General features: G+C 63.6%; 15 protein-coding genes. 2 read left to right on the top strand and 13 right to left on the bottom strand.

What is annotated here, in order from left to right:
• Positions 1-38: 38 nt before the first annotated feature.
• The gene (locus CXK94_RS05380; protein WP_102893547.1) at positions 39-968 is read right to left on the bottom strand and encodes an electron transfer flavoprotein subunit alpha/FixB family protein; all 930 of its coding nucleotides are present in this window, start codon (positions 966-968) and stop codon (positions 39-41) included.
• Positions 969-1,718: an electron transfer flavoprotein subunit beta/FixA family protein gene (locus tag CXK94_RS05375; protein WP_102893546.1), complete on the bottom strand. Its 750-nt coding sequence runs from the start codon at positions 1,716-1,718 to the stop codon at positions 969-971.
• 329 nt (positions 1,719-2,047) lie between these two features.
• Here CXK94_RS05375 and CXK94_RS05370 point away from each other — a divergent pair, with 329 nt between their 5' ends.
• The gene (locus CXK94_RS05370) at positions 2,048-3,703 is read left to right on the top strand and encodes an electron transfer flavoprotein-ubiquinone oxidoreductase (protein WP_102893545.1); all 1,656 of its coding nucleotides are present in this window, start codon (positions 2,048-2,050) and stop codon (positions 3,701-3,703) included.
• Positions 3,704-3,762: 59 nt separating this feature from the next.
• Here the strand turns inward: CXK94_RS05370 and CXK94_RS05365 are convergent, their stop codons facing one another.
• The 3 genes from CXK94_RS05365 to CXK94_RS05355 form a co-directional block, all read right to left on the bottom strand.
• Positions 3,763-4,329: a DUF1285 domain-containing protein gene (locus CXK94_RS05365; protein ID WP_102893544.1), complete on the bottom strand. Its 567-nt coding sequence runs from the start codon at positions 4,327-4,329 to the stop codon at positions 3,763-3,765.
• Between the two features lie 56 nt (positions 4,330-4,385).
• Entirely contained in the window at positions 4,386-4,997 is a 612-nt protein-coding gene (locus CXK94_RS05360) for a DUF4823 domain-containing protein (protein WP_037043350.1), read from the bottom strand.
• A gap of 143 nt (positions 4,998-5,140) precedes the next feature.
• Positions 5,141-5,761 (bottom strand): TetR/AcrR family transcriptional regulator, encoded by a 621-nt coding sequence (locus CXK94_RS05355; protein ID WP_037043348.1) that lies wholly within the window; start codon positions 5,759-5,761, stop codon positions 5,141-5,143.
• Between the two features lie 74 nt (positions 5,762-5,835).
• Here CXK94_RS05355 and CXK94_RS05350 point away from each other — a divergent pair, with 74 nt between their 5' ends.
• Positions 5,836-6,969, top strand: coding sequence for an aminotransferase class V-fold PLP-dependent enzyme (locus tag CXK94_RS05350; protein WP_102893543.1), 1,134 nt, complete (start codon positions 5,836-5,838; stop codon positions 6,967-6,969).
• Between the two features lie 1,062 nt (positions 6,970-8,031).
• On the opposite strand, the gene CXK94_RS05345 is transcribed toward CXK94_RS05350, so the two are convergent.
• The 8 genes from CXK94_RS05345 to fabF all read right to left on the bottom strand — a co-directional run bounded on the left by CXK94_RS05345 (position 8,032) and on the right by fabF (position 15,567).
• Complete coding sequence (locus CXK94_RS05345) at positions 8,032-9,429, bottom strand: amino acid permease (RefSeq protein ID WP_037043109.1); 1,398 nt, start codon at positions 9,427-9,429, stop codon at positions 8,032-8,034.
• Positions 9,430-9,562: 133 nt separating this feature from the next.
• Entirely contained in the window at positions 9,563-10,348 is a 786-nt protein-coding gene (locus CXK94_RS05340) for a TatD family hydrolase (RefSeq protein ID WP_037043111.1), read from the bottom strand.
• 93 nt (positions 10,349-10,441) lie between these two features.
• Positions 10,442-10,798: a PilZ domain-containing protein gene (locus CXK94_RS05335; protein ID WP_037043113.1), complete on the bottom strand. Its 357-nt coding sequence runs from the start codon at positions 10,796-10,798 to the stop codon at positions 10,442-10,444.
• Between the two features lie 31 nt (positions 10,799-10,829).
• Complete coding sequence (locus CXK94_RS05330) at positions 10,830-11,816, bottom strand: DNA polymerase III subunit delta' (RefSeq protein ID WP_037043115.1); 987 nt, start codon at positions 11,814-11,816, stop codon at positions 10,830-10,832.
• The gene (gene tmk / locus CXK94_RS05325; protein ID WP_102893542.1) at positions 11,809-12,441 is read right to left on the bottom strand and encodes a dTMP kinase; all 633 of its coding nucleotides are present in this window, start codon (positions 12,439-12,441) and stop codon (positions 11,809-11,811) included. The genes CXK94_RS05330 and tmk overlap by 8 nt, the downstream gene beginning before the upstream one ends.
• Positions 12,438-13,508, bottom strand: coding sequence for an endolytic transglycosylase MltG (mltG, locus tag CXK94_RS05320; protein ID WP_037043119.1), 1,071 nt, complete (start codon positions 13,506-13,508; stop codon positions 12,438-12,440). Before mltG ends, tmk begins: the two co-directional genes overlap by 4 nt.
• Positions 13,505-14,323 carry an aminodeoxychorismate lyase gene (gene pabC / locus CXK94_RS05315; RefSeq protein ID WP_102893795.1) on the bottom strand — a complete coding sequence of 273 codons (819 nt, stop codon included), beginning with the start codon at positions 14,321-14,323 and terminating at the stop codon, positions 13,505-13,507. The genes mltG and pabC overlap by 4 nt, the downstream gene beginning before the upstream one ends.
• Complete coding sequence (gene fabF, locus CXK94_RS05310; RefSeq protein WP_037043122.1) at positions 14,323-15,567, bottom strand: beta-ketoacyl-ACP synthase II; 1,245 nt, start codon at positions 15,565-15,567, stop codon at positions 14,323-14,325. Before fabF ends, pabC begins: the two co-directional genes overlap by 1 nt.
• Positions 15,568-15,744: the final 177 nt, after the last annotated feature.

The raw sequence follows: 15,744 nt of genomic DNA, 5'->3' as shown, positions 1-15,744 counted from the left end.
CCGCTGCATGAGCGGGTTTCTTCGATGGCCAGTCAGGCTCAGACGAGCTTTTCCAGCTCCGGCACGATCTCGAACAGATCGCCCACCAGGCCGTAGTCGGCCACCTGGAAGATCGGCGCCTCCTCGTCCTTGTTGATCGCGACGATCACCTTGGAGTCCTTCATGCCCGCCAGGTGCTGGATGGCACCGGAGATGCCGACGGCGATGTACAGCTGCGGCGCGACGATCTTGCCGGTCTGGCCGACCTGCATGTCGTTCGGCACGAAGCCGGCATCGACCGCGGCGCGCGAGGCACCCACGGCAGCACCGAGCTTGTCGGCCAGCGAGTACAGGTGCTTGAAGTTCTCGCCGTTCTGCATGCCGCGGCCGCCGGACACGACAATCTTGGCAGCGGTCAGCTCGGGACGATCGGACTTGGCCAGCTCTTCGCCGACGAAGGCCGACTTGCCGGCATCGCCGGTACCGGCGATCTGCTCGACGCTGGCCGAGCCACCTTCGCCGTTGACCGCATCGAAACCAGTCGAACGCACGGTGATGACCTTGATCGGCGCGCTGGACTGCACGGTGGCAATGGCGTTGCCGGCGTAGATCGGGCGCTTGAAGGTATCCGGGCTTTCGACCGAGATGATCTCGGAGATCTGGTCGACATCCAGCAGCGCAGCGACGCGCGGCAGGAAGTTCTTGCCATTGGTGGTGGCAGCGGCCAGCACGTGGCTGTAGTTACCTGCCAGGCCCGCGATCAGCGGCGCGACGTTCTCGGGCAGCTGGTTGGCGTAGGCCGCGTCGTCGGCGACCAGCACCTTGGCCACGCCTTCGATCTTGGCAGCCGCTTCGCCGATGGCGCCGCAACCGCTGCCGGCCACCAGCACGTGGATGTCACCACCGATCTTGGCAGCAGCGGCAACGGTATTCAGGGTCGCGGCCGCGAGGACGGCATTGTTGTGTTCAGCGATAACCAGGATAGTCATTTAGATTACCTTCGCCTCGTTCTTCAGTTTCTCGACCAGTTCTTCCACGGACTTGACCTTGATGCCGGCGCTGCGCGCAGCCGGGGCTTCGACTTTCAGGGTCTTCACGGTGGAGGCGGTGGCGACGCCCAGCGCATCCGGCGTCAGCACTTCCAGCGGCTTCTTCTTGGCCTTCATGATGTTCGGCAGCGACGCGTAGCGCGGCTCGTTCAGGCGCAGGTCGGTGGTGACGATCGCCGGCAGGTTGAGCGCGACGGTCTGCAGGCCGCCGTCGATCTCACGGGTGACGTTGACCTTGTCGCCGGCCACTTCGACCTTGGAGGCGAAGGTGCCCTGGGCGTAGCCGGTCAAGGCGCCGAGCATCTGTCCGGTCTGGTTGTTGTCGCTGTCGATGGCCTGCTTGCCGAGGATCACCAGCTGCGGCTGCTCCTTGTCGACCACCGCCTTGAGCAGCTTGGCCACGGCCAGGGAATTCAGTTCCTCGCTGGACTCGACCAGCACGGCGCGGTCGGCGCCCAGCGCCAGCGCGGTACGCAACTGCTCCTGGGCAGCGGTCGGACCGATGGAGACGACAACGATTTCGCTCGCCACGCCCTTCTCTTTCAGACGCACGGCTTCTTCCACGGCGATTTCGCAGAAGGGGTTCATCGACATCTTGACGTTGGCGAGGTCAACGCCGGAGTTGTCCGCCTTGACGCGAACCTTGACGTTGTAGTCGACCACTCGTTTGACAGCTACAAGAACCTTCATGGATTCCTCGTTACTCTCCGGTGAATAGAATTTCGCCGAGGCGAACCGAGCCTTGCTCGTGGTTTTGGGTTGGATCAACCGTCTGCCCTGTTCGGCGAGCGCAAACTGCCCGTATCTTGACTGCACCCCGCAGACGGGGTCAACAACGCATATGACCCGTCATAAAAGTGGCAGCTGGGCGATTCTAGCAGGCTTCCGGAAAATTCAAACAAACGTTTGTATTGGACCGACTCGAGCGTCTATATATAATGCGCCGGCCCGGCTCGGTCAGGGAACGACCATAGCCCTCCATCTTATATAACAACCAAGCCCTGAGTAGGAGAAAGCCTATGGAACGCGAATACATGGAATTCGACGTCGTTATCGTCGGCGCCGGCCCCGCAGGCCTATCCGCAGCCTGCCGCCTGAAGCAGAAAGCCGCCGATGCCGGCCAGGAAATCAGCGTATGCGTCGTCGAAAAAGGTTCCGAAGTAGGCGCCCACATCCTTTCCGGCGCCGTCTTCGAGCCGCGCGCACTGAACGAACTCTTCCCCGATTGGAAGGAACTCGGTGCCCCGCTGAACGCCCCGGTCAAGCGTGACGACATCTACCTGCTCAAGAGCGCCGACACCGCCAGCAAACTGCCCAATGCCCTGGTCCCCAAGACCATGCACAACGAAGGCAACTACATCATTTCCCTCGGCAACCTGTGCCGCTGGCTGGCCCAGCAGGCGGAGAACCTCGGTGTCGAGATCTACCCCGGCTTCGCCGCCCAGGAAGCGCTGATCGACGACAATGGCGTGGTGCGCGGCATCGTCACCGGTGATCTCGGCGTCGATCGCGAAGGCAATCCGAAGGAAGGCATGTACACCCCGGGCATGGAACTGCGGGCCAAGTACACCCTGTTCGCCGAAGGCTGTCGCGGGCACATCGGCAAGCAACTGATCAACCGCTTCCAGCTCAACGCCAATGTCGATCCGCAGCACTACGGCATCGGCATCAAGGAGCTCTGGGACATCGATCCGGCCAAGCACGAGCAGGGCCTGGTGGTGCATACCGCGGGCTGGCCGCTGGACGACGAGAACACCGGCGGTTCCTTCCTCTATCACCTGGAGAACAACCAGGTCGTGGTGGGCCTGATCGTCGACCTGTCCTACAGCAACCCGCACCTGTCGCCGTTCGACGAGTTCCAGCGCTACAAGCACCATCCGGTGATCCGCCAGTACCTCGAAGGCGGCAAGCGTGTTTCCTACGGCGCGCGTGCCATCTCCAAGGGCGGCCTGAACTCGCTGCCGAAGATGGTCTTCAAGGGCGGCGCGCTGATCGGCTGCGACGCCGGCACGCTGAACTTCGCCAAGATCAAGGGCAGCCACACGGCCATGAAGTCCGGCATGCTGGCGGCCGAGGCGGTGGCCGATGCACTGTTCGCCGGACGCGAGGGTGGCGACGAATTGACGGCCTACGAGGAAGGCTTCAAGAACAGCTGGCTGTACGACGAGCTGTACAAGAGCCGCAACTTCGGCGCGGCGATCCACAAGTGGGGCGCGGTCATGGGTGGCGCGTTCAACTTCATCGACCAGAACATCTTCGGCGGCAAGATCCCCCTCACGCTGCACGACACCAAGCCGGATCATGCCTGCCTGAAGACCGCCGCCGAAGCGAAGAAGATCGACTATCCCAAACCCGACGGCAAGCTCAGCTTCGACAAGCTCAGCTCGGTCTTCCTCTCCAACACCAACCATGAAGAGGACCAGCCGGTCCACCTGAAGCTGACCGACCCGAGCATCCCGATCGAGAAGAACCTGCCGCTGTACGACGAGCCCGCGCAACGCTACTGCCCGGCCGGCGTCTACGAGGTCGTGAGCAACGACGACGGCAGCAAGCGCTTCCAGATCAATGCGCAGAACTGCGTGCACTGCAAGACCTGCGACATCAAGGACCCGGCGCAGAACATCACCTGGGTGGCGCCGGAAGGCACCGGCGGGCCGAACTACCCCAACATGTAAAACGAAAAAAGGCTCCTTCGGGAGCCTTTTTCATCTGGCGTGCAAACGAAACCGGGCCGTCACTCGGCCTGGCCGATGGGGAAGAACTCGCCACCGCTCCAGACGCCCAGCCATTCCTCGCCATCGATCCGGCGCGGCACCGCCAGCTCCACCAGTTGGTAGAACAGATTGCGATGGATCAGCGCCTCGAGATTGGCGCGCACATGCACGTAGGGTGCCGGCTCCCGGGTCTGCGGGTCGAACTCGACACGCAGCGGGTGCTCGCCGCCGGCCGCCACCTCGTCCTCGACGTTGGTGACGAAGCGCAGCGACTGCTCCTCGCCCTGCCCGCTCACCTCCAGGTGTATCGCCACGAAGGGCGCATCCTCGACCTGGATGCCCACCTTCTCCACCGGGGTAACCAGAAAATAATCGTCGCCATCGCGACGCAGCACCGAGGCAAACAAGCGGACCATGGCAGGCCGGCCGATCGGCGTGCCCTGGTAGTACCAGGTACCATCACGCGCGATGCGCATGTCCAGATCGCCGCAGAACGGCGGGTTCCACAGGTGCACCGGCGGCAACCCTTTCTTCTCGCCTCTGGGGATCTGTGCCAACAAATCCCCCGCCTTGCCTGCATCGCTCATTCGCTCGCCCTCGATCTATCCGGCAACGCTCACGCGATCCGCCAGTGCCTCGCCGCTCAGCGCGACAGTCCCAGCAGCCGGCGCGCATAATCCTGCAGCGGCGGCCTCAGCAACTCCTCGGGCCTGGCATCGTACAGGCCGACAAGCCCGCCGCGACTGCGGATACGAGCAGTATCGACCAGGTAGCGCGTGCCCGTTTCCACCAGCATAAGCTGGATCACCCCCGTATCGACGCCAAGCCGATCGAGTGCGCGCTGCTCATTCAACTCGTCGAAGCTGCCAATACGATCATCCGCGGCCGCAAATCGAGTGTAGAGCAGGTAATGAGCCCCGACGGCCGACGCCTGGGCCAGCGCCTCTTCCAGGCCCATCGGCTCGCGCGCACGCCTGACCATGGGGAAGTACTCGACGAAGCCGTTGAAAGCCTCCTCCGCCACGACGTTCGGACGTGGATAGACCTCGCCCGGCGGCACGAAATGCCCCTGGGCAATATAGATGAAGGAGTCCGGCTGCAGCCGCCACGAGCTGGAGCGGCGGGTGTCGCTGTAATCGAGAATGCCGGCATCGCGAAGGTGATAGCGAGTCCCTTCGGCCATGTCACTGACCTTCATGCAACCGCTCAGCACCAGCACCGCCAGCAACCAAGGCGCCCCGAACAGAAAACGCATCGTGTATCTCCCAGACCGGTGACGAAAAACCGGCGAACGAGCGCACGATGCAGCATCCACGCCAGGTTCGATTCCATTCACGAGCAAAATCCAGGACCTATCCCGTAGCGTTCGACGATGCAGCGCATGGGGTCCCGCCCGCCTCAATCGCGCTTGCGCTTGTTGCCCATGCGCACGCCGATATCCATCAGGAACTGGAAGAAGCCTTCCTGATCCTCCAGCACATTGCTCCAGAACGGCGAGTGATACAGCGCCACCGCGCCGTGCACCAGGGCCCAGGCGGCGCAATAGTGGAAGTACGGTGGCACATCTTCCAGCTTGCCCTCGGCGATACGGCCCTTGATCAACTGGGTGAGGTGCTCGAAGTTGGAGGCGCGAATCTTGTGCAGCTGCTCGACCATCTCCGGCACCTGGTTGCCCTTGACCACTTTTTCCTCGAGGCGGTCGAACAACCGGTAGCGCTGCGGATCGCGCATGCGAAACTCGAAATAGGCCCGCGACAAGGCTTCCTTGTCACGATCCACGTCGGGAGAATGCAACAACTGGTTCAAGTCACGTTCGTAATCGAGCATCAGCCGCAGATAGATCTCGGCCTTCGACTTGAAGTGCTTGTAGATGGTGCCTTTGCCGATGCCTACCGCATCGGCAATCATCTCGACGGTGACGCTGTCTTCACCCTGTTCGAGAAAGAGCTGCAACGCGGTATCGAGGATTTCCTGTTCGCGGCGACGAAATTCGCGGACCTTACGAGGTTCATTCTGCATAAGAGGCTGCTTGGGTGAAAAATCGAGGCAGACATTATGCCCAACCGGTCATGAAATGCACGGAACATCCACTCATGATTCAAATAAATGACGAATTTCCCCAAATAGTCGGTTTGCGATACCTGAACCATGCTGCCGTCGCGCCCTGGCCCCGCCGAGCGGCCAGAGCGGTCAGCGCTTTCGCCGAGCAGAACGTCAGCATCGGCGCACGCGACTATCCGCAATGGCTGACGGTGGAGCGCAGCCTGCGCCAGCGGCTGGCCCGCCTGCTCAATGCGCCGACCAGCGCCGACGTCGCACTGGTGAAGAACACCTCGGAAGCGCTGTCCTTCGTCGCCTTCGGCCTGGACTGGAAAAGCGGCGACCAGATCGTCATCAGCGACGAAGAGTTTCCGTCCAATCGAGTCGTCTGGGAGGCGTTGCGACCACTCGGTGTCGAGGTCATCCAGGTCGGCCTCAAGGGCGCCGACCCCGAGGGCGATCTCCTGGCGGCGTGTGGCCCGCGGGTGCGGCTGATGGCGATCAGCGCCGTGCAATACGCCAGCGGCATGCGCCTGGACCTTGCCCGCCTGGGCGAAGGCTGCGAGCGACGCGGTGTCCTCCTGTGCATCGATGCGATCCAGCAACTGGGCGCCCTGCCTTTCGACGTCCAGCAGAACCGCTGCGCCTTCGCCATGGCCGATGGCCATAAATGGATGCTCGGTCCGGAAGGACTCGGCGTCTTCTACTGCCGCAGCGATCTGCGTGAGCAGTTGAAGTTGCACGAATATGGCTGGCACATGCTGGAGCACGCCGGCGACTATGACCGCATCGACTGGGAGCCGGCACGTAGCGCTAGACGCTTCGAGTGCGGCAGCCCCAACCTGCTGGGCGCCATGGCGCTGGAGGCCAGCCTTTCGCTGCTGGAGGAGGTGGGCATGCAACGGGTCGCCGCGGCCCTGGCCGAGCGCATCGACTGGTTGTGCCAGGGGCTTGGCGGGCTGAACGGCGTCGAGATACTTTCGCCGGCCGAGCACGGGCGGCGCTCCGGCATTCTCACCTTTCGCCTCGCCGGCTGGGACAACACCGAGCTGTTCGAGCGACTCAAGGCGCAACAGGTGGTCTGCGCCTTGCGCGGCGGCGGTATCCGCTTCTCGCCGCATTTCTATACCGAGGCGCGGGTAATCGATGAAACCCTTGGCGTGCTTCGTGCCGTCACTGGCCACTGAAGCAATCAGCCACGGCCGGATGTATTCCAAATGCGTTTAAAAAGCACGGAAATCCGGCCTGCAAAGCCCTCTGATCGGGCTAATACTTGAGTAACTGGCTAGGCAATCCCCCCACTGCCTGTCAGATGAGGTCGCGAGGATTGCGATTTCATACTCCTAATGGTCTTGGCCCGGCTTCCCTGGAAACCGGGTTTTTTTTAGGTTCTTCGCATTTCATGGGGACAGGCTGCTTGACACCGGACAGGCAAGATTGGGTGTGCTGAATGAAAGTTTTGCTTTCACTGGCGTTTATCGAGCTGCTTGAATGCTTGGTTTCGCCCCGCTGGGCGAGTTCCTTTTGGCAGTCGCCCCAAAAGGAACCAAAAAGTCTTGCCCCTGCATACGGCCCTGCGCTTCGCTCCGGGTCCGTTCGCTCCATCGCCGCTCCAGGGGCACGCCGCGAAGGGACGTCCCTGTCCCTTCGCGTCTCTCGCGGCGTCCATGCCGCTCAACCCCCTACGCAACGATTCCGCTCACCCTCCTGAAGGGGCGTTGAGCGTCGCCTGATGGTTCGTGCAAAAAAAAGCTCAAAGCAAACATCAACGACCTTTCAGGCGGCTCGGACTCCATTCCCCCGTCAGAAGGCCGAGTGGAGGTGTCGTGCAGGGGGACGCGAGGCAGGACGCCGAGCGAGGAACGATGGACGGGGCCGCCGAGGTAGGGACGTCCCATCGTGACGGCCCCCGGAGCGGCACCGGAAGGAGGGAAGTCTGGGCGCGCAGCGGACAGACCCGGATGTCGGGTGCCCTTCTTCTTTGGTTACGTTCTCGGCAAGCAACGAGATACGGAGCGTAGCGGAGTAACAGCCGCAGGCTGGCCCGAAGGGCGAGCGAAGCGAGTCAAGTGACTCGGCCGAGGGGCCGAAACCAGAAGTGTCAGCACACTCGGTAAGCGCCCTGATCACCAAGGCGCAAGCCCAAACCAAATGGCAGCAACACACCCAAACTTGCCAGTCCGGTGTCAATCCTTGCTTCCCCAAGAAAGCGCGATGAACCTTTTTTACGCCACGCTCCACTGCTCGGCCTATGCCGTACGTGCCACCAGGCGTGCCTGGCGCAGACGGAAGCAAAGCCAGAGGAATCCGATCCAGAGCGGAATGGCAAACACCGACATGCGAATACCGGGAATCCACAGCATGATGACCAGGATCCCGGTCACGAAGGCCAGGCACAGGTAGTTGCTCAAGGGAAACCAGAACGCCTTGAAGCTCGGCTCCACGCCCTGGCGCTGCATCGCCCTGCGGAACTTCAGGTGGGCCAGGCTGATCATCGCCCAGTTGATCACCAGCGCCGCCACCACCAGCGACATCAGCAGCTCCAGCGCGTCACGCGGCAGCAGGTAGTTCACCACCACACACAGCAGCGTCACCAGCGCCGACACGCCGATGGCCAGCACCGGCACACCGCGGCGGTTCACCTTCATCAGCCCGCGCGGCGCGTCGCCCTGCTCGGCCAGGCCGTAGAGCATGCGGCTGTTGCAATACACGCCGCTGTTGTACACCGACAACGCCGCGGTGAGGACGACGAAGTTGAGCAGGTGCGCCGCCGTATCGCTGCCGATCAGCGAGAATATCTGCACGAAGGGGCTTCCGCTGTAGGGGTCGCCGGCCGCACCCAGGGTCTGCAACAGCGCATCCCACGGGTAGAGCGCCAGCAGCACGGTCAGCGCGCCGATGTAGAAGATCAGGATGCGGTAGACCACCTGGTTGATCGCCCTTGGAATCACCGTCTTCGGATCGGCCGCTTCCGCCGCCGTGATGCCGACCAGCTCCAGGCCGCCGAACGAGAACATGATGATCGCCAGCGCCATCACCATCCCGCTGAAGCCGTTGGGGAAGAAACCGCCGTGGCTCCATAGGTTGCTGATGCTCGCCTGTTCGCCTCCATGGCCGCTGAACAGCAGGAACAACCCCAGCAGGATCATGCCGATGATGGCCGCCACCTTGATGATGGCGAACCAGAACTCGGTTTCACCGAAGGCCTTCACATTGCTGAGGTTGATCAGGTTGATGAGCACGAAGAACGCCGCCGCCGTGGCCCAGGTGGGAATCTCCGGCCACCAGAACTGCACGTACTTGCCGACCGCGGTCAGCTCGGCCATGCCCACCAGCACGTAGAGCACCCAGTAGTTCCAGCCCGACAGGAAGCCCGCATAGCTGCCCCAGTACTGGTGTGCGAAGTGGCTGAAGGAACCGGCGACCGGCTCCTCGACGATCATCTCGCCGAGCTGGCGCATGATCAGGAAGGCGATGAAGCCACCGATGGCATAGCCGAGGATCATCGAGGGCCCGGCGCTTTTCAGCACCCCGGCCGAACCCAGGAACAGACCGGTGCCGATGGCGCCACCCAGGGCGATCAACTGGATATGGCGGTTCTTCAGGCCACGCTGGAGCGGGCCGGTGTGCAGCGTGTCGCGGGTCATTACATCACCTTGCAGGTCTATGCGACGGGGTAAGACCACGTGCCTGAACACGTGGGATGGACAATCGGTGCGCTCCGGCCCGGATCATGCCCGGCAAATCATCGACACCACCTGCCGAGCGGGCCAGGAGCGATCAGCCGGCCACTCTCGCCAATGGGAACAACCGCTTGAAGTTGCCGGTCGTCTGCTCGGCCAGTTCCTCGAGGGCGACGCCGCGCAGATCGGCGAGGAACTCGGCCACTTCGCGCACGTATTGCGGAAGGTTCGCCTTGCCACGGTACGGGATCGGCGCCAGGTAGGGCGAGTCGGTCTCGACCAGCAGACGGTCGGCCGGAACCTGGCGGGCGACCTCGCGCAAGGCGTCGGCATTGCGAAAGGTCACGATGCCGGAGAAGGAGATGTAAAAGCCGAGATCGAGCGCGGCCCTGGCCATGTCCCAGTCTTCGGTGAAGCAATGCAGCACACCGGCTTGCGGCAAAGCCGCCTCGCGCAGCAATGCCAGCGTGTCGCTGCGCGCCGCACGGGTATGGACGATCACCGGTTTGGCCGTCAGGCGGGCCGCCTCCAGATGCAGGCGGAAGGATTGCTGCTGCAGCTGCGCCGCCTCGGGCTCGTAATGGTAGTCCAGCCCGGTCTCGCCGATGGCCACGGCATGGGGATGCTGCAATTCGGCCAGCAGCCAGTCCAGCGCCGGCTGGCTGGTCGGCTCCAGGTCCAGCGGATGCACGCCGATCGAGCAATCGACATCGGCATAGCGCTCGCTCAGCGACTTGACCGCGGCGGCGTTGTCGGCGCTGACGCCGATGCACAGGAAATGCCCCACCCCCCGCATCCGGGCCGCATCGAGCGCCGCATCGAGCGAGCCGTCATGGGCCGTCAGGTCGAGTCGGTCGAGGTGACAGTGGGAATCTACCAACATGGAGGGCTGCTACTCGCCATCGCGAAAAAGGGGCGATTGTAGAGCAAAAGGCAGGAACCTGATAATCGCAACGGCGCGTAACGGGCCGCCGGCCTACATCGTATGGGTCGGCCGGTCCGATTTCAGCGCACCGGCCAGGTACGTCTCGATCTTGTTGCGCGCCGTGTTGTCGCCTTCGTTGAACTGCACGCCGATGCCGGCGGCGCGGCTGCCCTGGGCGCCCTTCGGCGTGATCCAGACCACCTTGCCGGCGACGGGGATCTTTTCCGGCTCGTCCATCAGGTTGAGCAGCATGAACACTTCGTCGCCCAGCTTGTAGCTCTTGTTGGTCGGAATGAACAACCCGCCGTGCTTGATGAAGGGCATGAACGCCGCATAGAGCACCGACTTGTCCTTGATGGTCAGGGACAGGATGCCGTTACGCGGACCGAGGTTTGCTGGCAGGCTCATGCGGTGTTCCTAGCGAAAAGTCTGCTCGATTCTAGCCCTTACCGGGCAGGCTTGCCCACTGCACCAGCAGCGCTTCGAGAAGCAAGACACGGTTGAGGTTGGCCTTGCCCAGCACTTTCTGCCGCTGTTCGAGCAGCCAGTCCTGCATGCCCAGGACCTTGTGCCGTGGCGCTTTCTGTGCCAGATACTGCACCACCTTCTGCATGTCCGCGGCGCCGAGCGCCGCTTCGTCGGAGGTCATCTGGTAGCGCAGGATCAGATGCGCCCATTCGCAGAACCAGTCGAACAGCAGGATCAGCGGCAGGGCATTCCAGCCCTCGGCCAACTGGCTGGGCGACTGCTGCTGTTTGTGCAGTTTCTTCACCCCTTCGACCACCAGCGCGCGCAGCTCCAGCACCTTCTGCTCGTGCAGCTTCAACGCAGCCAGCGGCGAGCCTGCGGCCAGGGTCAGCAGTTGTTCGCGCAACTCCGCTGCAACTTCCGGCAATTGCCCGGCGAGCCAGTCGAGACTCTGCTGGCGCCCCGGTAGCGGACAGGCCTGCTGCACGCAGCGGCTCTTGATGGTCGGCAGCAGGCGGCTGGGCTGGTGGCTGATGAGCAGCAGCACGGTATCACCGGAAGGCTCTTCGAGGCTCTTCAGCAGCGCATTGGCGGCATTCAGGTTCATCGCCTCGGCCGGCTCCAGCAGCACCACCTTGCGCCCGCCCAGTTGGGCGGTCTGGGTGACGAAGCCGACCAGGTCGCGAACCTGGTCGACCCGGATGGCCTTGTCCGCCTCCTCGGGTTCGAGAACGTAATGGTCCGGGTGCGTCTGCGCTGCCAGCAGTTGGCACGCCTTGCACTGTCCGCAGGCGGCGTTGCCCGACGGCCGCTGGCACAACAGCAGCGCCATCAGCTGCTCGGCCAGCAGGCGCTTGCCGATCCCGCCGGGGCCGTGCAGCAAATAGGCGTGTGCATGCTGCTGACGGCCCGCCAGCTGTTGCCAGAGATCGGCCTGCCAGGGGAGGACGTCAGCCATGCAGGCGCTCCAGCAATTCCGGGATCAGCGCCTCGATATCCTGCTGCACCGCCGCCAGCGGCTGGCCGGCATCGAGGATGCGGTAGCGCGCCGGTGCAGCCTGGGCACGCTCCAGATAGGCGCGGCGGACGGCCTCGAAGAAGCGCATGCCCTCCTGCTCGAATCGATCCAGCCGGCCCCGCGCCGCTGCGCGGGCCAGTCCCACGTCCACCGGCAGGTCGAAGATCAGCGTCAGGTCCGGGCGCAGGTCGCCCTGGACGAAGGTTTCCAGTTGCGCGATCCGCTCCAGCGAGAGGCCGCGGCCACCGCCCTGGTAGGCATAGGTGGCATCGGTGAAACGATCGCAGAGCACCACCGCGCCGCGCGCCAGCGCCGGCCGGATGACCTGCGCCAGATGCTGGGCGCGGGCGGCGAAGACCAGCAACAGTTCGGTATCCACGGCCATGGCTTCGTCGGCCGGGGTCAGCAGCAGCTCGCGAATGCGCTCGGCCAGCGGCGTCCCGCCCGGCTCGCGCGTCAGCACGACGTCCAGCCCGCGCGCGCGCAGACGCCCGGCGAGATACTCGCGGTTGGTGCTCTTGCCCGCGCCTTCGGGCCCTTCCAGGGTGATGAAGAGTCCGTTCATTGGGCATTCTCGCTGGTTGCCGGGGGCGCTTGCCGCGGCGGGGGGCTGGAGCGGTAGTCCACGCGCCGCTTGAGCTGGTACTGGCGCACCGCGCGGTTGTGCTCGTCGAGGGTATCGCTGAATACGTGGCTGCCATCGCCACGGGCGACGAAATAGAGGCTCTTGCCGGCGACCGGATGCAGCGCCGCATGAATCGCCTCGCGCCCGACCATGGCGATCGGCGTCGGCGGCAGTCCGGCGCTGGTGTAGGTGTTGTAGGGCGTCGGCGTACGCAAGTCGCTGCGCGAAATTCGTCCGCGATAGGCTTCGCCCATCCCGTAGATCACGGTCGGATCGGTCTGCAGCAACATGCCCCGCTCGAGCCGGCGGACGAAGACCCCGGCGATCTCGCCACGCTCGCCGGGCACACCGGTTTCCTTCTCGATGATCGAGGCCATGATCAATGCCTGGTAGGCGTCCTTGTACGGCAAGCCTTCCCCACGCTGCTGCCATTCCTCGTCGAGCACCTGCTCCAGCCGCGCGAAGGCCCGCTTGAGCAGGTCGAGGTCGCTGGTGCCACGGGTGAAGCGATAGGTATCGGGGAAGAAGCGCCCCTCGGGATGCAGTTCGGGCTGCCCGAGGCGCGCCATGACTTCCTGATCGGATAAGCCGACCAACGTCTGCTGCAGTTTGGGCTGGTTCTCCAGGGCGGCACGCAACTGGCGGAAATTCCAACCCTCGACCAGCGTCAGGCCGTACTGCACGACCTCGCCACGCTGCCACAGGCCGATCATGTCTCGCACCTTCATCCCCGGCGCCAGGCTGTATTCGCCGCTATGCAGGCTGAGCCCGGACAGGTTCAAACGCCAGTAGAGGCGCAACCAAAAGGAGCCCGTCAATGTTCCCTGGCTTTCGAGGCGCTGGAATACACCGCTGGGCGTATCGCCCGGCCGCACGTCGAGCAGCTGCGTCTCGGCCACGATCAGCGGCTGCTCCAGCGCAGCGTACTGCTTCCAGGCGACCAGCCCCAGCGTGATGAACGCCAGCAGCATGAGCGCCAGCAGCAGAATGAACAGTTTACGAATCACGAATTACTCAACAGATCGGCGACAACGGATTGCAGTTTACGGGTCAGCGCACCGACCGGCCAGGCGCGCTCGGCCAGGCCGATCACGGGCCAGACGCCATAGAGGCTATTACAGGCGAATACTTCATCCGCGCGCAGCAGCTCGTCGTAGGCAATGTCGCACTCGACAACCGGAATCGTCAGCCGTGAAGCCTGGGCGATGATCTCCGCACGCATCACACCGGCCACGCCGCAGCGCTGCAGCGAGGCGGTACGCAACTCGCCATCGGCAACCAGGAACAGGTTGCTGAACACGCCCTCGACCACCCGGCCGGACATGTCGCGCATCAGCCCCTCGGCATAGCGCGAATCCTGCCATTCGGCCCGCGCCAGAACCTGCTCGAGGCGGTTGAGATGCTTGATACCGGCCAGCAGCGGCTGCTCGGCCAGGCGTGTAGCACAAGGAAAGAGCCGCACTCCCGATTCGGCATGCTGCGCTGGATAGCCCGGCAAGGCTGAACCCAGCAGCAATCGCCGCGGCTGGCAGGGTTGCGGCGGTGCGTAGCCACGCTGCCCGGTGCCGCGCGTGAGGATCAACTTGGCTACACCCTGCCGGAGGTCCCGGCAAAAAGGCACAAGCTCCCCGCGCAACAGCTCTAGATCGATGGGTATGGCGAGGCGCCGGCAGCCTTCGTCCAGCCGTTGCAGGTGCCGTTCGAACAGCAACGGTCGGCCATCTACGACCCGGATCGTTTCGAACAGGCCGTCGCCATAGGCCAGTCCGCGGTCATGAACGGGCAACCCGTCGCCGGGTTGCCCATCCAGCCAGCTCGATATCACTCGGCGAACCGACGGAACACCAGCGAGCCGTTGGTGCCGCCAAAGCCGAAGGAATTGGAGATCGCAACGTCGATCGGCCTCGACTTGGCCTGATGCGGCACGAAATCGAGATCGCAACCTTCGTCCGGCTCGTCCAGGTTGATGGTCGGCGGCGCCACCTGGTCGCGAATCGCCAGCACGCTGAAGATCGCCTCGACTGCGCCGGCGGCGCCGAGCAGGTGGCCGACCATCGATTTGGTCGAGCTCACCGACAGCTCATAGGCATGGTCGCCGAACACATTGTGAATCGCCGCGGCCTCGGCCTTGTCGCCCGCCGGCGTGGAGGTACCGTGCGCATTGATGTACTGCACCTGGTCGGCATTCAGCCGGGCATCCTTCAGCGCATTGCGGATGCAGCGCGCCGCGCCCGCCCCGTCATCCGGCGGCGAGGTCATATGGAAGGCATCGGCGCTCATGCCGAAACCGATCAGCTCGGCATAGATGTGCGCGCCACGCGCCTTGGCATGCTCCAGCTCTTCGAGCACCAGCGCGCCGGCACCGTCGGACAACACGAACCCATCGCGCCCCTTGTCCCAGGGACGGCTGGCACCGGCCGGGTCGTCATTGCGCGTGGAGAGCGCCCGTGCTGCAGCGAAGCCACCGATGCCGAGGCCACTGGCGGCCATTTCGGAACCGCCGGCGATCATCACGTCGGCCTCGCCATAGGCAATGTTGCGTGCAGCCATGCCGATGCAGTGCGTGCCGGTGGTGCAGGCGGTGGCGATGGCATAGTTGGGGCCCTGCAATCCCAGATGGATCGACAGGAAGCCGGACACCATATTGATGATGGAGCCAGGCACGAAGAACGGCGAAATACGCCGCGGGCCCTGCTCGATCAGCGCCTTGCAGCTGTTCTCGATATTGGTCAGCCCGCCGATACCGGAGCCCATGGCCACCCCGATGCGCTCACGGTTGGCATCGGTGATCTCCAGGCCCGAATCGCGCACCGCCTGGAAGCTGGCGGCGAGGCCGTATTGAATGAACAGATCGAGCTTGCGCGCTTCTTTTGCGGGCAGATACTGCTCGACCTCGAAACCCTTGATCGACCCGCCAAAACGAGTGGAGTAGGCGGAAAGATCCATGTGTTCGATCAGGCCGATACCACTGCGGCCGGCCAGAATGCCTTGCCAGCTGCTCGGCACATCGTTACCCAGTGGCGATAGCATGCCCATCCCGGTGACCACGACGCGTCTACGCGACACAGCAATTACTCCTATACCTAAACGTACTTGGCTCGATTCCCATCGACCGACTCTTGCCGAGACAGGAACAGTCCTCGGTTCAGCTGCATGAAAGCTAGGTGACCGGGATGATTCCCTCTCTAAAGAAAAACCGCACTACCCCGTTCAAGGCAGTGCGGCTTTCCTGGTTCCGAAGCG

Source organism: Stutzerimonas stutzeri (assembly GCF_002890915.1).
Classification (GTDB): Bacteria; Pseudomonadota; Gammaproteobacteria; order Pseudomonadales; family Pseudomonadaceae; genus Stutzerimonas; species Stutzerimonas stutzeri_AF.
The sequence above is the reverse complement of the archived record's forward strand: the minus strand, read 5'-3'. Positions and strand labels throughout refer to the sequence as shown.

Excerpts from the sequence above, each read along its gene's own strand:
- CXK94_RS05380 (WP_102893547.1), bottom strand. The coding sequence starts at position 968 with ATGACTATCCTGGTTATCGCTGAACACAACAATGCCGTCCTCGCGGCC.
- CXK94_RS05375 (WP_102893546.1), bottom strand. The coding sequence starts at position 1,718 with ATGAAGGTTCTTGTAGCTGTCAAACGAGTGGTCGACTACAACGTCAAG.
- CXK94_RS05370 (WP_102893545.1), top strand. The coding sequence starts at position 2,048 with ATGGAACGCGAATACATGGAATTCGACGTCGTTATCGTCGGCGCCGGC.
- CXK94_RS05365 (WP_102893544.1), bottom strand. The coding sequence starts at position 4,329 with ATGAGCGATGCAGGCAAGGCGGGGGATTTGTTGGCACAGATCCCCAGA.
- CXK94_RS05360 (WP_037043350.1), bottom strand. The coding sequence starts at position 4,997 with ATGCGTTTTCTGTTCGGGGCGCCTTGGTTGCTGGCGGTGCTGGTGCTG.
- CXK94_RS05355 (WP_037043348.1), bottom strand. The coding sequence starts at position 5,761 with ATGCAGAATGAACCTCGTAAGGTCCGCGAATTTCGTCGCCGCGAACAG.
- CXK94_RS05350 (WP_102893543.1), top strand. The coding sequence starts at position 5,836 with ATGATTCAAATAAATGACGAATTTCCCCAAATAGTCGGTTTGCGATAC.
- CXK94_RS05345 (WP_037043109.1), bottom strand. The coding sequence starts at position 9,429 with ATGACCCGCGACACGCTGCACACCGGCCCGCTCCAGCGTGGCCTGAAG.
- CXK94_RS05340 (WP_037043111.1), bottom strand. The coding sequence starts at position 10,348 with ATGTTGGTAGATTCCCACTGTCACCTCGACCGACTCGACCTGACGGCC.
- CXK94_RS05335 (WP_037043113.1), bottom strand. The coding sequence starts at position 10,798 with ATGAGCCTGCCAGCAAACCTCGGTCCGCGTAACGGCATCCTGTCCCTG.
- CXK94_RS05330 (WP_037043115.1), bottom strand. The coding sequence starts at position 11,816 with ATGGCTGACGTCCTCCCCTGGCAGGCCGATCTCTGGCAACAGCTGGCG.
- tmk (WP_102893542.1), bottom strand. The coding sequence starts at position 12,441 with ATGAACGGACTCTTCATCACCCTGGAAGGGCCCGAAGGCGCGGGCAAG.